This is a genomic window from Bradyrhizobium sp. 186 (assembly GCF_023101685.1).
Classification (GTDB): Bacteria; Pseudomonadota; Alphaproteobacteria; order Rhizobiales; family Xanthobacteraceae; genus Bradyrhizobium.
This window is the reverse complement of sequence record NZ_CP082164.1, coordinates 1,159,077-1,176,101: the sequence shown is the minus strand read 5'-3', so window position 1 is coordinate 1,176,101 and position 17,025 is coordinate 1,159,077. Positions and strand designations below refer to the sequence as shown.

Below are 17,025 nucleotides of genomic sequence, written 5' to 3'. Positions count from 1 at the left end.
ATCAGGCATGACCGCGCGGGGTCGTGAACAGCATGCGATGATGTGGGCACGATGGCGAACCTCTCATGATGAGCGCGCGGCGCGAGTTCATGCAGCCCCATGTCGTAAAGGTGGCTCAGATTTTTGCGCGTGTCATGCGTAAACTGCGATCTATGTTGGCCAATTGCGTAAATCGAAGCTTTTCAAATTCTTCGTCATGCGGCACCGCTGTTGGCACTGGCTGCAAGTTCCTCTGTCGGCTTTTTTTTGAGCGGACATATTGACTGTGCTGGCGAAGCAGATTGAGAATTTATGGGTTGAAGGGCGATTGCAGCCAGCATCAGCCGGTGCCACGGCGTCACTGCTCGCAGCTTCGTCTCAGCGGGCGGCACCACCAAACGGTAGACATTGACGATAGACCCCGGCGCATCACTTCCGGGGAAAGGGAAGGCCATACTCTTGCGCGGAATAGCGCACGGATCATCGTCGCTGATCTTACGGACAAGTCGACGCGCACGCTGCGAGAGATGGTGAAGGCAGATGACGCCGACAATGTTGGCGTGCTGCAGGCGAAGGTCGCGAAGGTGGCACGATCCTCGCCGCAATGGCGAAGACCGAGAAGTCGAAGCAAGATCAATGATGGGAGTTTGCGTGATGATTGCAGCAGCGCGGCCAGGAGCCGAGCCCGGCGATGCGACCGACGAGAAATCCGAACCTCAGCGTATGTTGGCAGAGGCGGAGCTTTTGAAGCTCGTCCCGATTTCGCGAGCAACGCTTTTCAGGCTGATGCGGGAGGGCAAATTTCCTCGTGGCACTTTCATTTCGCAGAACCGGCGGGTGTGGCTTGCGAGCGAGGTTGCCCGCTGGCAGCGCGAGGTTAACGCATATGATCCGCGCCGTCGCAGAGGCAAGGGGCGCGGCCGCTGTCTTACTCCATCATGAAGCTTTTCGACCCCAAAACGAAGATCGGTGCACTGCGCAAGGGTTGTGTTCGACCTACTAAAAGAGCATGAGGCCGCAGGCGAGGATGGCCTGCCGACGAACGCGCGGTTCCTGTTCTACGAACTGGTGCAGCGTGGTGTGCTGCAGAAGCACGACCCCGACAAGAAAAGCGGCCGACGCGCAGATAGTGACCTACACGCAGCGCTGACCGATCTGCGCTAGAGCGTGTCCATGAACGCGAGGAGCAACAGCGGCAAGAGGTCATAGGCGTATTGGCCGAGATCGATGAACTATGACCTTCATAGTGAAACTTGGGGCCTATTAGGGCCCGCCTGGTCCGGGCGGGCCTTTATCTTGATCGGTCTACGTCAGCCAACCCATTGGCTTTGTTGCGTTTTATCCGTTCTTTGGATAGCCGAAAAGGACCTTGCAGCAAGGACCACACGGTTTCGCCGTACGCAGGCAACCCTGCTTCGCCGAGAGGCTTCGCAGGGCATGAGCGCCGTCCGTCGATCGCGGCTCGTAACGCACTCACGAGGTTCATCTCGCCCTGCACGCTCGATTCCGCCTTGACGCCGCCCGCGTCCACCGCAACCCAGCCCGCGTTCATGACGACGTACGACCGCCCCTTTGGTGGGCTGGGATGGCCGACACATACGACAAATCCGCATTTCGGTAAAGTGGAATATTTTCGCGGTGAAGGATTGACCTTAATTTTGCGGTGTTTCGCGCAACGCACCCCAAGCTGCAGGGGGTTCGGCCCACACTACAAGCCTGCCTTTCGATCAATGAAAGCATTCATGCATTTTGCTAGAGCCTCACGTCGGACTGACAGAAACTGACGATAGTTGGGCACAATAAGACTTGCGACATCGATCGGAACCTTTTGAGAGTGCAAAGCATCCACGCCTTGCTTCTGAACTATTTCGACTAAATAATCCGATGGCGGCTTCCTACCTAGCCGTCGGTTGGTCTGCCCCGTAATGAAGGCCATGTTAGCGATTTCGTTGATCTCGCCCGTCTCAAAATTATGCTCACGTAGCAGTGCTTTTGGATAAATGTGATGCCATTGGATGAAATGGAGCCGACCTTGATGAGTCAGAGACAGACCCAGGCCACTAAACCAATCCTTGGCCCTTCACTCTTCAAAGCTAGGTAAGCGAGGGAGAAGAGGGGACTATTTGCTCCCCTTCCTGAAAGGTCGCCGGCCTCGATATCAAGACGCCCGAACTGTCGTTTCAGAATATCGAGAAGCTCACCAATCCGCCCACCACCAAAGATTATCTTAAGATCCTCGTTAAGCAACGTTTCGGTCGAACCCCGCGAGAAGCGACCGCGGGCATTGGCGACCAGCAGCCAACGCAAGAGCGCTGACTGTTCGTCCTTATCGATCCTGTTGTCACGAACATGACTGATCGCTGCAATCGCGTGCAAGAACATTGGCGAGGATAACAGACTTTCGTCCTCAATACCGGCATTAGCTTTCAGGAAATTGATTGCAAAGCTCAACCCATTCTTCGCTTCAATCCAGCCCTGCTTCAACTGCTCGACCGGTGTGGAGCCCACAGCTCGAAAAAGGCACTGGCGGGTCGCGAACACGACAATCGCTCGAACAAGTTGACCAAGATCAATAGTGAAATTGCTCTTTTTCTCACATTCGTCCTGAAAAGCTTCGAGCTCTTTGAGAAGATTTGGCCAACGTGACGTGATCTGCGCAAGCGCCAGATCGGAAGAACGCAGTTTTGCACCAAGCGAATTCACGCGAACAAAGATTTCGGTAACTTCCTCATAGCTCATGCTTCGTTCGAGCACGTGCACGACGTAATGATACTTCGCGATGCCCTTTAGACGATTGAGCCGATCGCTATCTTTCTGGACTCGCGGATCATCGAACGACATAACCCCCGCCTGTCTCAAGAACGTATTGGTGTTTGATGATTTAAAGATCGCACTTACGGAAACCCAGTTAGGAAGAGCTGCAAGTGCTCTACTGGCAACAACGAATGTCCGGCGGTTGAACCTCTCGGCAAGCGCAGAAGCGGAATTATCTTCTTCCGCAGCATCGTCTGCATCGTCCTCAAGCTCGTCATCAGGCGTTAGCGGGCTCTCGTCATCGCCTTCAACTTCGAGAGCGTCGCCGGGAGGCCCGTCCGGATGGTCAAGATTGAATAGAATATCGATCGGTCGCTTCCGGCCACGAACGCCGACTTGCTCACCGTTAAGAACGGCGGTCAAAGATGTGAGGCGTTGTTGACCATCGAGGAGCAGCTTTCGTCCCGCGAACGCCGTGGTATCCTATGTGATCGCAAAATCGCGAGTCGGCACTGGTTCGTCGGTCTCCCAGACGAGAATCGAGCCGGAGGGGTAGCCGCGATAAAGTGAGTCAAATAGATCGCGGACGCGTGTGGCTCGCCACACGTAGTGGCGCTGGATTTCTGGCAGGCGCAACTCACCTCGCTTGTACATATCAACGAGTGTTGCGATAGGAATATTCTGTTGTTGCAATGTGGCTACCCCGTTCGATTTACCAAAAGCAAGCTAATGTTGGGCCAGCTAAAGAGCAACCAAGAGCTGTCAGGGGAATCAAGCCTATTCTGACACAGCGAAAACCGCCAGTGCCGCCCCTAAGACGCCGAGATTGCGGACCATCATCAATCAGATCGGCCGCTTGTGGCCGCCCACAACGAGTCCGCAAATGGCAAGGAAACTCCCGCCGATTCATCCCGGCGAAATCCTGCGTGAAGAATTTCTCGTTCCGCTCAAGCTGACGCCCTATGCGGTCGCGGCCGCTCTCAACGTGCCGCGCACCCGGATCGAGCGCATTGCGCGCGAAGAAAAGCCAATCAGGGCCGACACTGCGCTGCGGCTCGGCAAGTTCTTCAAGACCGGCACAGCGTTCTGGATGAACATCCAGACGCGCTTCGACCTCGAAACGGCCGAAGACGTGCTCGCACCACAGATCAAGAGGATCGCGTCTTACGAGGCGGTATGAGAGCGATGCAGTCGCGAGTACCGAATATCTCGTAAATGCCCGCACGACATCCAAAGCATAAAAGTTAAGTGCACAGTCACCGTAACTGCGGGTTGGAGGCAGGGCTAAACTTAAGACGTTGAGGCCCTAGTGGTCGGCGGAGTGACGGTTCATTTCCTCCAGGAGCTCGCGCATTGCGTCGAACTGCGTGCCAAAGGCTTTCCAGTCGCCGGACTTCAATCGTTCAACGGCCTGATTGTAGCGGTCGAGCGCCTCCCGTGCCTGACTTGCCGACGGGCGTGTGACAGGCATTTCCTCCTTCGTGCTCGAGACCGGTCGCACCGCGCCAGGCTCGATGAACAGTGCTGACAAGGCCTCGTCGAGCGTCTCCTTCATCACCACATGCTCACCGTAGGCTGCGATCACGCGTTTCAGCTCCGGCAGGTGTCCGTGCTCCGCTCGCAAATAGAGCGGCGTTACATAGAGGATCGAGTTCTCGATTGGGATCACAAGCAGGTTCGCACCGCGTATCACCCTTGAGCCCATCTGATTCCACAGCGTGATCTGTTGCGATATCTCGGTGCTCTGATTGATCCGCGCTTCGATCTGGAACGGCCCGTAGACGAGCTTCTCCTTGGGAAACTCGTAGACAATCAGCTTGCCGTAGTCGGGCGCGTCGCAACGCGCGGCGAGCCAAGCGATCATATTGTCGCGGCGGCTGGGCACCATGGGAAGCATGAGGAAGAACTCGGCCTGCGGCTCGCCGGGCAGCCGCATGATGATGTAATACGGGGCCATCGTTGCAACGCCGCCGCCGCCCGGCTGGCGCGGAAACTGCCAGAGATCCTCGCGGTTATAGAAAACGTCGGCGGTTTCCATGTGATAGCTCTGATAGAGCTGCGCCTGAATCAGGAACAGGTCCTCCGGATAGCGAATGTGCCTCCGCAGATCCGTCGGCATGGCCGAGAATGGCTTGAACAAGTCCGGAAAGATACGCCGGTAGGTCGCGGCAACCGGATCGGCGGTGTCCATCAGATAAAAGTCGACGGATCCGTTATAGGCATCGATGGTGACCTTCACTGAATTGCGAATGTAGTTGATATCTTGGTCTTGCGCCGGCTGCGCGGAGGGGAAGTAGGAACTCACCGTGTAGGCGTCCTGCATCCAGAACATCCGCCCATTGCTGATGACCAGATAGGGATCGTGATCGAGCCTGAGGAACGGGGCGATCGTTCGTACCCTTTCGCCGATATTGCGCCGGATCATGATCCGGCTGTCGGTCGTGATGTAGCTTGAGAGCAGTAGGTTCGGGTCGTTGAAGTAGTAAGCGAACAGGCCTCTCCACACCATCGCTCCTATCGGAACGCCGCCCGCACCGTCATAAGCAGCGTAGACATTGTCTTTTCCCTTCGGATAGTCGAACTCCGGCGTGCTCCCCTTGACGATGACGTAGTCGTCGCTCCGTTCGCCGTAGTAGATGCGCGGCTCGTGGATTTTGGGGCCTCCATCCGCAACCGGAGGGATATCCCGCAGATAGAGCAGCGGTAGCCCCTCCGTGCTTTTGCGCGTGACCGGGCTCATCACCGCGCCATTGCCATGAGTAAACAGCACGTGGCGGTTGACCCATGTCTGGGCATTCGGCGGCAGCAAGGAGGGCCGCAGTTCGCGAGCCGAGAGCATTACGCTTTGGTAGGATCCATCGAGCCAGTAGCGATCAACGTCAAGATGATGGAATTTGTAATAGGTGCGGATCTCCTGCAGCTGCGCGTAGGTATCCGACAAGGGCAGCCAGTCCCAAAGCCTGATATTGTCGATTGTCGCCTTGTTGGCGTCGAGGGTCTTGAAGCTAAGCTTCTGTTCGGCGGCAAACGGCTTGGCTGCGATCTGATCGAGATTGTATGCCTGCCGGGTCAGCGCGATGTTGCGTTCGATATAGGGCCTCTCCAGCTCTAATTCGCTTGGCTTGACGAAGAACTGCAGGAACAGCACGGGAATCACGCCGGACAGCACGAAAGACCCGATCACGACCAGCAGGAACGCGGCTGCAGGAAGCTGGTAGGTGCGCACCCGCAAGTTTGCCCACGCGGCGAACGCCGCGACGACCGAAAGTCCGATCATCAACCACAAGGCCGGCAGCCCCACGTGGACATCGGTGTAGCTTGCGCCGACGACCACGCCGTTATCACCGTAGAGCAGCAGATAGCGATCGAGACCATAGGACCAGGCCTTCACCGCGAAGAGAAGACCGAGCAGCGCCGAGCCGTGGGCAATCACCGTCGACGACATTGATCGGCGATGAAGCTCGTATTCGATATCGCCGTGCACCCAGTAGATCGCCGCGGCGAAGAGCGCGCTCAGAATGAGCGCGAGCATCATCCAGTTCTTGATGAGGATGTAGGCGGGCAGCGAGAATAGATAGAAGCCGATGTCCTTGTTGTAGAGCGGATCGTCTGTGCCATATGGCACCTGATAGACAAACCGCAGGAAGACGCCCCAGTTGCCAACTTCTGCGGCGGCGACAAGCAGAGCGAGCAAAGCTGCCCCGCCTGCGATCAACCGGGGCCACGGCAGTCGATCGCGTACAAGCGCAAGCAGATCAGGCGGCGCGTTGCCCGCGAAGTTCCACGCCGGAGCGGCGACAAGCTGTGTCGACCGCCGTCGGGCAAAGCGCAGTGCGAACCATCCGTTCAACCAAAGTATGACGGCGGTTCCGGTCCAGACCGCAAGAAAGACGGCAGCCTTGGCGCCGATTGTCGTCCAAAAAACCTGCAGATAACCGATCGAGGAAAACCACAGCCAGTCGACCAGGAAGTCGCTCGCGAGCCAGAGCAGGATCAGGCAAATCCCAATGACGACGGCCGCAATGATGAGCCCGACCACGGCACTTTGCCTTGGTACCTTCCGTTCGGGTCCGGTAATCCCGATCGTCATGGTTTGATCATAGCAGAAATGAGGAGCGCCCGCCGCCCGATTTCGCGGTCGGGATAGCACCTCAAGGCGGGGACGCGGGTGCTCCAACCTGAATCGCCGGGATCGCGAAACAGCGCAAGGTGGCGAGGTCGGCTGATGCAGCCGGCGCTAGAAGCGCATTGCGGCGCCCTACTTTACCGCCGACAGCACTCGTATCCTGGCTATCTCGGGTCTATAATTAGGTAGCCGCCCATCGTATGGCGAGAGTCTACAGGGAAGACCTCACGGTGGATGGTTCGCATTTTGCTCCGGAGGTGATGTCATGTCCATTGCTCCCACGCTCCAGAAATACCTAGCCGCTGAAAACATCCAATACGAGGTGATCCCGCACGAACCCAGCATGACGTCCACTCGCACGGCTGAGGTATGCCACATCTCGGGCGATCGCCTCGCCAAGGGCATCGTGTTGCGGCGCGACAGCGAATACATGCTGGCCGTCTTGCCCGCATCGCATCACCTCCGCCTGTCGGAACTGAGAACAGAACTCGGTGACAATGTCCACATGGCCGATGAAACCGAGATCGATCGGCTATTCCACGACTGCGCACACGGCGCAGTTCCTGCCGTCGGCAAATGCTACGGGCTGAATATCATCGTCGACAGCAGCATCCAGACACAGCCGGATATCTATATGGAAGCTGGCGATCACGAGACGCTGCTCCATATGGGTCACGCGCAGTTTGCGCGCTTGACGGCCAACGCACCGCGCGGGTGCTTTAGCGTGCACGACTGAGAATTTGCGCTCCGCCCATTGCCTTTGGGCGGGAACCCTGGCCGCGAAGTGGCCGTCAATTGTTGAGGGTGACGGCTACGGCGCCGGCGTTTGTCTGCTCGAATCGCCCAGGAATGATGCTTTCGCGGCGACCTTGCACCCGATCGGTTGTACAGTTCAGAAAATGGGGGGCGCTGCTGCATTGCATCAATGCACCTGAAACCCAGGAACGGAGGCTCCGCCATGAAAGTCAAAGACGCGATGCACAAGGGTGTCGACTGGGTCAGCCCCAACACCCCTATCACCGAGCTCGCCAAATTGATGCGGACGCATGACATTGGCTGCATTCCGATTGGCGAGGACGACAAGCTGGTCGGGATGGTGACCGACCGCGATATCGTCTGCAAAGGGCTCGCGAACCACAACTTCGATGCCGGCCGCGCGACGGCGCGCGATGTGATGACTGAAGGCATCCATTGCTGCCGGGAGGACGATGACCTCGCAAAGGCGATGCATCATATGGAGAAGCTGCAGGTCCGCAGGCTGCCCGTGATCAACAAGAGCAAGCGGATGGTCGGCATCATCAGTCTGGGTGACGTCGGCCGTTCCGCGTCAGGTGATTTGCTGACCGAGACCGTCAGGAGTGTTTCGGCGCATCACTGACATACGGCCAGCGCTCCTCTCGCTATCGCCGCTCGATGCGGGCCTACGTCGATTTGCCACTGCCGTCCGGCGGTTCAGGTCGCCCGGCCGACCAGGACCGCGAAGCGGCAAGTCGACGTGCGCAAAGTAGCACTCCGCCGATGCGGTGCGCGATCGATCGTGCGACATGGTGCTCCGAAAGCGGAGCCGCATCCTACAATGTCGTGGATTATCGCGTATTTGGCGCCCCCTAGGGATGGGGCAAGTGATTTCAATGGGTTAAAGAAGAGTTTGGGCAAGCAACGATCTTATTGCTTTCCAAAGCGTTTCAGAACGGCTGCCCAAACCTGCCCTAAAGGCGATGAAAGCCGGGCCTCGCTGCCAATACTGCAAATTCACCGGCGACGGCACACACAACTGCCGTTTTGGCGCCATCTTGAGTTGGACAATCCTCACCGCGCCTCTCATGGCGTCCAGGCGCAGTCGCTACGACTGCAAATCACTTCAAGCGCAAAACTTCATTCATCCAATTTCTTGTTCAGTTCAGGATCGAGCTTGTTCCGATCGACAGACTGATAGAACGTGATGGGTCTGCATTTTCCCTCGAAATCCGCGAGGACGATGCCCGTCCACGGATTCGTGGTCTCGCCCGAATTGTCGCGGAGGTCCGGCATGACCTTGCGAGCAGCGATCACATACCAAGCGCGACCAGCCGTTGCGGCCTTCGCAGCCGCAGCGAACTCATCCAATATTCCGCGCAGATTTTTGCGCATTTCTTCTTCAGTGTCCCCGCGGAGGTATTTTCGAGACGACTTTCCTGCCTCTCCGTACTCATGATAAATGCTCAACTGCAGTCGGGCATCGTCCACTTCGATCTTGGTCACCCGTATCGCCGCTCCGCCTTCGCGAAGATAGTCTCGCACCCGGACATCGCAGGCCAAAAATCTGTCCGTGGGCGGCTGACCGACGCTAGCTGCAGGGGAGACCGCGGCAAGAGCCCGGGTGTTCTTTTTTCGAGGAGCAGCATCCGCAGGCATCGTGGCGATGGCGGCGCTAAGGAGCGCCGCGGCAAGCACGACTGGAAGAGAGATATTCATGGCTGCGCTGCCAATTGGTGTTTTTAGAACGCACTGGCCGCAGCGTTGGTTCCTAGGCCCGGCCAGGTCGGAGCGCTGCTGAAGGCCCGGAAAAGCGGGGGGGCGCCTCGGGAACTTTTTCCTCAACACAGCCTTGTTCAATATCATTCTACAAAAGACGGGACCTTACGGGGGCGGCTTTTTCGACCGTCGGCAGGTCATGGACTCGATTCTCATCAAGATCTTCGCCACGGCGCTTGCCTTCAGCCAGGTCACTACCCGGCCGGATGAGGTCAAGACGGAGTTCGATGCGGTGCGCGACCGCTTCGAGGTGGCGCAGCTTTTGAGTGCCGGCTGCGCCCACATGCGCAAGGCTTTCGACATCGAGGACATCAACCTGGACGATCTGATTGCCACTGCCATGGATGATAAGGAGGCGCTGAGCAGCGAGATCAAGGCGCTCAAAGGACTGAATCTGGCCGACCTCCACGTGGCCTACAGGCAGTTCTGCAAAGTCGAAAAAGTGGAAGGATCGCCGTTCGATCTTGGTCAGGTCACCGCATTCTACAACAGCGCGGTGAAGGATCTGCCCGACGCCGCGCAGCTTAAGCACCTCAGGCTTCCTGGCACCAGCGTAGTCCTCGACAACAAGCGCGAGCGCCTTGCCGAGATTTACGCGCCGAACAATCGGCGCGTCTGGGTCAAGCTTGCGGATATCCCAGAAGCGGTGCGCAACGCATTCATCGCCGCCGAGGACAAGCGTTTCTTCCAACACACAGGCATTGACGAGCGCGGACTGGTCCGCGCCTTCATCGGCAACTTCACGCAGCCGGGCCGGCCGCAGGGCGGCTCGACCATTACGCAGCAGGTCGCCAAAAACCTGCTGGTGGGCAACGACATCACTTACGAAAGAAAACTGCGCGAAATGATCGTTGCCTCGCGGATGGAGCGCGCCCTGACCAAGGCGGAAATCCTCGAGCTCTATCTCAACTCGATTTATCTCGGTCGCGGGGCCTGGGGCATCGAGATGGCGGCGCGCAGCTATTTCGGTAAACCAGCCAAGGCGCTCTCCGCAGTCGAGGGCGCGCTACTCGCCGGGCTCGCCAAGGGACCGAACTACTTCAATCCCGACCACCACCCTGAGCGCGCGCGCGAGCGCCTTGCCTACGTGCTGGGCCGCATGCAGGACGACGCCATGATCGACGCCGCCGCGGCGCAAGCAGTATTGCCGCAGCTTGTCGAATACCGGCCGACGCGACGAGACTTCGGCTTTCACTTCGTCGATCACATCGCCCGCGAGGCAAAGGTGGTCGCGGGCCTCGATACTCTCACCGAATCCTCCTACACGGTGCACTCGACCGTCAACTCGGCCTTGCAGCGCATAGTCGAAGCAACATTGCAGGAGGGCCTCGCGCGGTACGAGCTGAACACCAGCCGTTACAAATTTGAGGGACCCGAGGCGAACATTTCCAATGCTGTCCGTCTGATTGCGGCAGACCCGAGGGCCACGGAACCGGCTTGGCTCGTTGCGTTGAAGACGACGCGGCTACCTCTCTATGACGTTCACTGGGAATCGGCGGTCGTCCTGGAGAATACGCGTGGCAAGCGCGGCCATGCGATCAACGTCGGTCTGACCGACGGAAGCATCCTGCCGCTGAGCACCTGGAGCGCCGCGATCCAGCGCGGTCTCAAGCCGTACGACGTGGTCTACGTGCAGGTGCGCGAAGCCAAGGGTAAGCAAGCGGCGCGTGCCGATCTGCGCATTCGACCGACCGTGCAGGGAGCGGCGCTCGTACTCGGGAACGAAACCGGCCGCATTCTCGCGATGGCGGGCGGTTTTTCGTATCCGGCAAGCCAGCTCAACCGCGTCGTCCAGAGCCTGCGGCAACCCGGCTCCACCTTGAAGCCGCTGACCTACCTCGCCGCCCTTCGGAAGGGATTGCAGCCCAACACGCTGGTGATGGACGAACCCATAACGCTGGCACCGATCGGGGCGACGGTCTACGCGCGCCACCGCGATTTCTGGTCGCCGAAGAACTACGACGGCAGCGCTTCGGGCGCCATTACACTGCGGCGCGCGCTGGAAAACTCCCGGAATCTCGCCACCGCGCAACTGCTCGCGACCGGTCTCGACGCCAGCGCCGAGCGAGGCCTCGACCGAGTCTGCGAGCTCGCGATGGAAGCGCAGCTCTACAAAGAATGCACGCGCTACTACCCGTTCGTGCTCGGTGCCCAATCTGTGCGGCTCATCGACCTTGCGGCGTTCTATGCAGCGATCGCCAACGAAGGAGCACGACCCCAGCCCCATGCGATCGAAACGATCGAACAGGACGGCCGCCCAATCTACCAGCACGATCCGCATGCGGTGTCCTGGATCGGCTTGGCCGACCGCGCATCGTTTTACCAGTTGAAATCAATGCTGCAGGGCGTGCTCGCGCGCGGAACCGCGCGCGTGGTGAAGCATCTTTCGCCCTATGTCGGCGGCAAGACTGGTACCACCGATAATTCGGCCGATGCCTGGTTCGTCGGTTTCACAAATGACGTCACCATCGCCATCTGGGTCGGCTACGACAACGGCGACGGCGGACGTCGCTCCCTTGGGCGCGGCCAGACCGGAGGGAAAGTGGCGCTGCCGATGTTCGAGCCGATCGTGCAGGCAGCGTGGGAACTGCACGCTCCCAAGACGGCGTTGAACGGCCCTTCGCGCGAAGCCATGCGTCAGCTCGTTACTCTGTCGATCGATCCTTATACCGGCGATCCTGCACCGGCCGGCTCCGGGCGCGCTTTCACCGAGTACCTCAAGAGGGATCCATCGGGCAGAATCGATGATACGCAATTTCGGATCGTCTCGCGTGCAGAAAGCAACGCCTATCGTGGCGGTTATGACGGAGACGACGGGCCATTCCAGCCGTGGTCCTACGATAACCGCCTTTACGGCGATAACCGGCCGCCCTTTCCATTCCCGAACTGGCGTCTTGGTCCGCGCGAATATCCCTCCTGGCGCGGATATCCCGATGACGAGGACCGCCTCCCGCGACCGCCGCTCCGAGTCGATCCCGATTATTTCTGGCGGCGGCTGAATTGAGCATTGACGCCATGAGACTCCACCGTGCCGCTGTCCTCATCGCCGCCTGCGTGGCCACTTGCACGGGCGCGGCCGCGCAGGAATTCCAGCTGGAGGACGTGCCCGCAGCCGCCAGCGTTCCGATCGCACAGATCAAACCGCGCACGGTCATCTTCGCCGACCAACGCAACGACAAGCTCGCCGATTCCTCGACGGGACTCATTCCTTTCGACGATTGGGCCCGCTCACGTCCGGTTCAGCGACGCTTCCTCTCGCTCTTCCCGAGCTTCGTTGAGCCCACGCTCAACCAACAAACGAAGCTGAAGCTCTCGGTCTACCAGGCGGAGGCGCGGTTTCGACTTCCAAGACCGGCAGCGGCATTGGATCTGTCGCGGTATGCGAATGTCGCGTTCCTCGAGCAGATCGATCCGGCAGTCAAGCACCGGCCGATCACGGCGGGCGATGCTGTTCCCAACAACGACACGGGCGCCGCGCACAACCGTCCGCCGAATCGCCGCTGGTGCGAGGACGCGAAGGCGATCTGCGTGCAGTCCCGCTACATGTTTGAAGGGAAAATTCCGGCGGGCATTCAGCTTGCCAACAAGCTGCGCGAGGAGAGCAAAAAGCCCATTCCGGATTTCATCGAGTTCCAGAGTGAGATCGTGTTGGTCACGCAGCCGCACCTTGCCGAGCTGCCGAGCTTAACAGGGCTCGACTCCACAGTCACCGGCGGGCTCGAGCAGAACATCTTTTGGGTCAACCAGGTCATCCAGTTCGGCAAGCTGCTTGCGATTCTGCAACAACATCCGACCGAGCGGGAAGTCGCCATCGCGACGGTCTACATCCTGATTGTGGTCAGGAACGACGTGCTGAACAAGCAAAGGGAATACAGCAAAACACCCATTCTGCGAAACCTCGTGCCCGCGCAACTGCTCATGGGCAACAGCTCCTTCAACAGCGGCGATTCGCTGAGCGCCGGCCTGCCGAAATACGCCAGAAGCCGCATCAAGGCGATCGCCGACATGATGGAGCGGGAATGAGCAGATCGTGTGCGGCGACGAATGGACGCCGGTAGATGGACAAATCGCGTTTGCAGTCGACAGGCGTCCAAGAGACCCCGAAGAACCGGCAAACAGTCACCGAGCCAGGGGCAAGACTCCTGCCCACATCGCTTGCAAGATCAGTCGATCGAGGGGCTGGCACTCCCGATCGGGACTCCCATCGCAAAATATCGCGGAATATCGTGCATTTTGGCGCTCCCTAGGGGAATCGAACCCCTGTTTCAGCCTTGAGAGGGCCGCGTCCTAACCGCTAGACGAAGGGAGCGTGAGGGACACGACATAGCCGCGAATTCCGCCGGCGGCAAGCCTCGATCGGGGGCGAAAATCCCGGCTATGCACGGTGAGTGCGGCTCAAGCTTAACCGCGCGATGGCCGGCCGGAGCGATGCTTACCAGCAAAACCGCCGGGAACATTCAGGGCGTCTTCAGCTTCTCGATCGCGGCGGCGCCGGCGGCCGGCTCCAAGCGAAACAGCCCCGCGCCCGCAAAGGCGGACTTGAAGGGCGATGACGACCGGATCTGCTGGCCGCTACTGCCTGAGACCGCCTGATTGAGCAGGTCCTGAACAGGAACGCCCCCACGCTGCGTCCCGACCCCGAAGTAGTAGGTCTTGCCGGCCTCGATCGGGACTTCGACCTCATAGTCCGTCAGGGACATCTTGATGTGGGAGGCGATCTTGTAGACGCTTGGCGGCCGATCGACGGCGAAAAACGACCCCATCTCGACCTTTCCGACAGGCTTGCCGTCGATCAGGATCTCCGACTAGGCGGCCATTCTACCCATCGCACCGAAAATACCCTTCTCCCGGAGGAAGTAGAGCCGCGCGTGCCGAGCGTCCTCTGGTTTGGTTTGGCCTGGGCTGCAGGCTGTTTAGCCGGCGCTGCAGGTCCGGCTTGTTTGGTCTGCGCTCCAGCCCCGGTTTGGTTCGGCTGCGCTGCAAGCGCTGCAGGCCCTCCGCATGCGATCAATCCAACGACGAGAGCAATTGCAACGACGAGTGACTTGATACGCCCCATTCCCAGTCCCAGCCCGCATTTCCCGATCGGAAGCTAAATCAGAAGTTGCGGAACAGGACAACACAGATCAAGGAACCATCAACAATTCAGCGCCGACGCGCTTGAGCGGCACTACGGCTCATTGGCAAATTTCAGCTTTCCGGCGGGTTTCAATGTATGGGCGTCGAAGGTGCGGATCTCGGTGACCCCGGCGACGTCGAGCGTGATCACGAGCCGGTCGCCGGCGACCCCGGTCGAGACGATTCTGGCGCCCTTCGGCAGGGTGGCGGTGACGTCGCCGGCCACATCGACCGCCCTTCCCTCCGACTTGAAAAGGCGGTAGCCCACCGCGATCAGGACGGCGCAGATTGCCAGCGCCGTGGTCAACCCCGCGATCAGCATCATCCGTCGCACCCGCGCAAACAGCGCGGCCTGCTCGGGGCTCGGTTCGGGAACAGCGGTTTCGGTCGTCGTCATGGAAAGCTCAGGTTCAGCGCAAAGGTTGGAGGTCGTGGTCGGCGGCGACGAGGGCTCGGCCCGGCTCGACCGCGTGCTGGCGGCGCGCGTGCCGGACCTGTCGCGATCAAGGCTGAAAGCCCTGATTCTGGCGGGCGCGGTGAGCCTGAAGGCCGCCGCGGTCCGCGACCCCGCTTATCATGTCAGATCGGGCGATACGATCATAATCGACGTGCCGGAGGCGGCCCCGCCGGAGCCCGAGGGCGAGGATATCGCGCTCGATATCGTGTTCGAGGACGACGACATCATCGTTCTCAACAAGCCGAAGGGCCTGGTGGTGCATCCGGCCGCCGGCCACGAGACCGGCACGCTGGTGAACGCGCTGATCGCCCATTGCGGCGCTTCGCTGTCCGGCATCGGCGGGGTGCGCCGGCCCGGCATCGTGCACCGGCTCGACAAGGACACCACCGGGCTGATGGTGGTCGCCAAGAACGACCTCGCCCACCAGTCGCTATCCGCGCAATTCGCCGATCACGGCCGCACCGGGGCAATGCGGCGCGGCTATATGGCTTTTGCCTGGGGTCTGCCGGGCCGCCATCGCGGCTCGGTGGATGCGCCGATCGACCGCCACCCGTATGCGCGGGACAAGATGGCGGTGCGCCAGGGCGGCCGCGAGGCGGTGACGCATTGGGAAATCCTCGAGAGCTTTGCCGGGCGTGACGGCAAGCCGATCGCGGCGCTGCTCGCCTGCGAGCTCGAAACCGGGCGCACCCACCAGATCCGCGTCCACCTCGCCCATATCGGCCATCCCCTGATGGGCGATGCCGTCTATGGCCCGCATTTCAAGACCAAGGCGAACCAGCTCGGGCTCGAGTCGCAGGCGGCCCTGACCGCGCTTGGACGGCAGGCCTTGCATGCTTATCTGCTGGTATTGGAGCACCCGAGGACCGGAGAACTTTTGCATTGGGAGGCGCCTTTGCCGGAGGATTTGCTTCTCCTCCAAGACACCCTGAAAGCGGCGCTATGACGCAGGCAGTTTCAGAAAACCCTTACCTTACAAAAAGTTATAGCTGCCACACGGGGACGTGACGTCAGCAATCCTTCCCTAAATGACCCCTCATGGGGTATATTGCGGCTGCGTTGAAATGACCAACGCGGAACATCGCAGCTACGACTGGCTTTAACCAAGCGGTCGTCTGCCTGGCCCGCCGCTATCGGGGGCCTGAACCTGTTTGGAGGGCGCACTATGGCCCGTACCGCTACTCTGCCGGTCCTTAATGGAGAATCCGGCCTTTCTCGTTACCTCGGCGAAATCCGCAAATTTCCGATGCTGGAACCCCAGCAGGAATACATGCTCGCCAAGCGTTGGCGCGAGCATGACGATCGCGACGCCGCGCACCAACTCGTCACCAGCCATCTCCGGCTCGTGGCCAAGATCGCCATGGGCTATCGCGGCTACGGCTTGCCGATCTCCGAGGTCGTCTCGGAAGGCAACGTCGGCCTGATGCAGGCGGTGAAGCGTTTCGAACCCGAGAAGGGGTTCCGCCTCGCCACCTACGCCATGTGGTGGATCAAGGCGTCGATTCAAGAGTACATCCTGCGTTCGTGGTCGCTCGTGAAGATGGGCACCACCGCGAACCAGAAGAAGCTGTTCTTCAACCTGCGTAAGGCGAAGAGCAAGATCAGCGCGCTGGACGAAGGCGATCTCCGCCCCGACCAGGTGAAGATCATTGCCAAGCGCCTCGGCGTCACCGCTCAGGACGTGATCGACATGAACCGCCGCCTCGGCGGTGATGCGTCGCTCAACGCGCCGATCCGCGACGACGGCGAAGCCGGCGAATGGCAGGACTGGCTGGTCGACAATTCGCCCAACCAGGAAGCCATCCTAGCCGAGCACGAGGAGTATGATCACCGCCGTGACGCGCTGAACGGCGCCATGGGCGTGCTCAATCCGCGCGAACGCCGCATCTTCGAGGCCCGTCGCCTCGCCGATGAGCCGATGACGCTGGAAGACCTTGCCGCCGAGTTCGGCGTGTCGCGCGAGCGCGTCCGCCAGATCGAGGTCCGCGCCTTCGAGAAGGTGCAGTCCGCGGTCAAGGGCACGATCGCAAGGGCGGAACAGGCCGCGCTGGAAGCCGCGCACTAAGCGCGGTTTCGG

The 17,025-nt window shown here is 59.9% G+C and carries 13 protein-coding genes, 1 tRNA gene and 1 pseudogene; 9 read left to right on the top strand and 6 right to left on the bottom strand.

Features of this window, described 5'->3' with window-relative positions:
• Nucleotides 1-633 precede the first annotated feature (633 nt).
• Nucleotides 634-921 (top strand): AlpA family phage regulatory protein, encoded by a 288-nt coding sequence (locus IVB18_RS05345; RefSeq protein ID WP_247983436.1) that lies wholly within the window; start codon nt 634-636, stop codon nt 919-921.
• 45 nt (nt 922-966) lie between these two features.
• Entirely contained in the window at nt 967-1,143 is a 177-nt protein-coding gene (locus IVB18_RS05340) for a hypothetical protein (RefSeq protein ID WP_247983437.1), read from the top strand.
• Between the two features lie 876 nt (nt 1,144-2,019).
• On the opposite strand, the pseudogene IVB18_RS05335 reads toward IVB18_RS05340, so the two are convergent.
• Nucleotides 2,020-3,387: pseudogene (locus IVB18_RS05335) on the bottom strand (DUF262 domain-containing protein).
• A gap of 229 nt (nt 3,388-3,616) precedes the next feature.
• Between IVB18_RS05335 and IVB18_RS05330 the strand changes: the two are divergent.
• Nucleotides 3,617-3,913, top strand: a complete 297-nt coding sequence (locus IVB18_RS05330; RefSeq protein WP_247988218.1) for a HigA family addiction module antitoxin — start codon at nt 3,617-3,619, stop codon at nt 3,911-3,913.
• A gap of 126 nt (nt 3,914-4,039) precedes the next feature.
• Here IVB18_RS05330 and IVB18_RS05325 read toward each other — a convergent pair whose 3' ends face one another.
• Nucleotides 4,040-6,823 carry a UPF0182 family protein gene (locus tag IVB18_RS05325; RefSeq protein WP_247988217.1) on the bottom strand — a complete coding sequence of 928 codons (2,784 nt, stop codon included), beginning with the start codon at nt 6,821-6,823 and terminating at the stop codon, nt 4,040-4,042.
• A gap of 301 nt (nt 6,824-7,124) precedes the next feature.
• On the opposite strand from IVB18_RS05325, the gene IVB18_RS05320 reads away from it, so the two are divergent.
• Both IVB18_RS05320 and IVB18_RS05315 read left to right on the top strand, forming a co-directional pair.
• Nucleotides 7,125-7,595 (top strand): YbaK/EbsC family protein, encoded by a 471-nt coding sequence (locus tag IVB18_RS05320; protein WP_247988216.1) that lies wholly within the window; start codon nt 7,125-7,127, stop codon nt 7,593-7,595.
• Between the two features lie 222 nt (nt 7,596-7,817).
• The gene (locus IVB18_RS05315) at nt 7,818-8,237 is read left to right on the top strand and encodes a CBS domain-containing protein (protein WP_247988215.1); all 420 of its coding nucleotides are present in this window, start codon (nt 7,818-7,820) and stop codon (nt 8,235-8,237) included.
• Between the two features lie 497 nt (nt 8,238-8,734).
• On the opposite strand, the gene IVB18_RS05310 is transcribed toward IVB18_RS05315, so the two are convergent.
• Complete coding sequence (locus IVB18_RS05310) at nt 8,735-9,313, bottom strand: hypothetical protein (protein ID WP_247988214.1); 579 nt, start codon at nt 9,311-9,313, stop codon at nt 8,735-8,737.
• Between the two features lie 199 nt (nt 9,314-9,512).
• On the opposite strand from IVB18_RS05310, the gene IVB18_RS05305 reads away from it, so the two are divergent.
• The gene (locus IVB18_RS05305) at nt 9,513-12,377 is read left to right on the top strand and encodes a transglycosylase domain-containing protein (protein WP_247988213.1); all 2,865 of its coding nucleotides are present in this window, start codon (nt 9,513-9,515) and stop codon (nt 12,375-12,377) included.
• A complete protein-coding gene (locus IVB18_RS05300) occupies nt 12,374-13,396 on the top strand; it encodes a hypothetical protein (RefSeq protein WP_247988212.1) in 1,023 nt (340 codons plus the stop codon). The genes IVB18_RS05305 and IVB18_RS05300 overlap by 4 nt, the downstream gene beginning before the upstream one ends.
• A gap of 211 nt (nt 13,397-13,607) precedes the next feature.
• Here IVB18_RS05300 and IVB18_RS05295 read toward each other — a convergent pair.
• The 3 genes from IVB18_RS05295 to IVB18_RS05285 all read right to left on the bottom strand — a co-directional run bounded on the left by IVB18_RS05295 (nt 13,608) and on the right by IVB18_RS05285 (nt 14,888).
• Nucleotides 13,608-13,682: transfer RNA gene (locus tag IVB18_RS05295), tRNA-Glu, on the bottom strand.
• A 148-nt stretch (nt 13,683-13,830) separates the two neighbouring features.
• Nucleotides 13,831-14,136, bottom strand: a complete 306-nt coding sequence (locus IVB18_RS05290) for a hypothetical protein (protein WP_247988211.1) — start codon at nt 14,134-14,136, stop codon at nt 13,831-13,833.
• A 407-nt stretch (nt 14,137-14,543) separates the two neighbouring features.
• Complete coding sequence (locus IVB18_RS05285) at nt 14,544-14,888, bottom strand: hypothetical protein (RefSeq protein WP_247988210.1); 345 nt, start codon at nt 14,886-14,888, stop codon at nt 14,544-14,546.
• On the opposite strand from IVB18_RS05285, the gene IVB18_RS05280 reads away from it, so the two are divergent.
• Together IVB18_RS05280 and rpoH are read left to right on the top strand one after the other, a co-directional pair.
• Nucleotides 14,887-15,894: an RluA family pseudouridine synthase gene (locus IVB18_RS05280; protein WP_247988209.1), complete on the top strand. Its 1,008-nt coding sequence runs from the start codon at nt 14,887-14,889 to the stop codon at nt 15,892-15,894. The two genes, IVB18_RS05285 and IVB18_RS05280, sit on opposite strands and share 2 nt — an antisense overlap.
• 219 nt (nt 15,895-16,113) lie before the next feature.
• Nucleotides 16,114-17,013, top strand: a complete 900-nt coding sequence (rpoH, locus tag IVB18_RS05275; RefSeq protein WP_247988208.1) for an RNA polymerase sigma factor RpoH — start codon at nt 16,114-16,116, stop codon at nt 17,011-17,013.
• Nucleotides 17,014-17,025: the final 12 nt, after the last annotated feature.

What these genes read in the sequence shown, in the direction of transcription:
- IVB18_RS05310 (WP_247988214.1), bottom strand. Translation starts at nt 9,313, where the DNA reads ATGAATATCTCTCTTCCAGTCGTGCTTGCCGCGGCGCTCCTTAGCGCC.
- IVB18_RS05325 (WP_247988217.1), bottom strand. Translation starts at nt 6,823, where the DNA reads ATGACGATCGGGATTACCGGACCCGAACGGAAGGTACCAAGGCAAAGT.
- IVB18_RS05290 (WP_247988211.1), bottom strand. Translation starts at nt 14,136, where the DNA reads ATGGGGTCGTTTTTCGCCGTCGATCGGCCGCCAAGCGTCTACAAGATC.
- IVB18_RS05285 (WP_247988210.1), bottom strand. Translation starts at nt 14,888, where the DNA reads ATGACGACGACCGAAACCGCTGTTCCCGAACCGAGCCCCGAGCAGGCC.
- rpoH (WP_247988208.1), top strand. Translation starts at nt 16,114, where the DNA reads ATGGCCCGTACCGCTACTCTGCCGGTCCTTAATGGAGAATCCGGCCTT.
- IVB18_RS05320 (WP_247988216.1), top strand. Translation starts at nt 7,125, where the DNA reads ATGTCCATTGCTCCCACGCTCCAGAAATACCTAGCCGCTGAAAACATC.
- IVB18_RS05315 (WP_247988215.1), top strand. Translation starts at nt 7,818, where the DNA reads ATGAAAGTCAAAGACGCGATGCACAAGGGTGTCGACTGGGTCAGCCCC.
- IVB18_RS05345 (WP_247983436.1), top strand. Translation starts at nt 634, where the DNA reads ATGATTGCAGCAGCGCGGCCAGGAGCCGAGCCCGGCGATGCGACCGAC.
- IVB18_RS05330 (WP_247988218.1), top strand. Translation starts at nt 3,617, where the DNA reads ATGGCAAGGAAACTCCCGCCGATTCATCCCGGCGAAATCCTGCGTGAA.
- IVB18_RS05305 (WP_247988213.1), top strand. Translation starts at nt 9,513, where the DNA reads ATGGACTCGATTCTCATCAAGATCTTCGCCACGGCGCTTGCCTTCAGC.
- IVB18_RS05280 (WP_247988209.1), top strand. Translation starts at nt 14,887, where the DNA reads ATGGAAAGCTCAGGTTCAGCGCAAAGGTTGGAGGTCGTGGTCGGCGGC.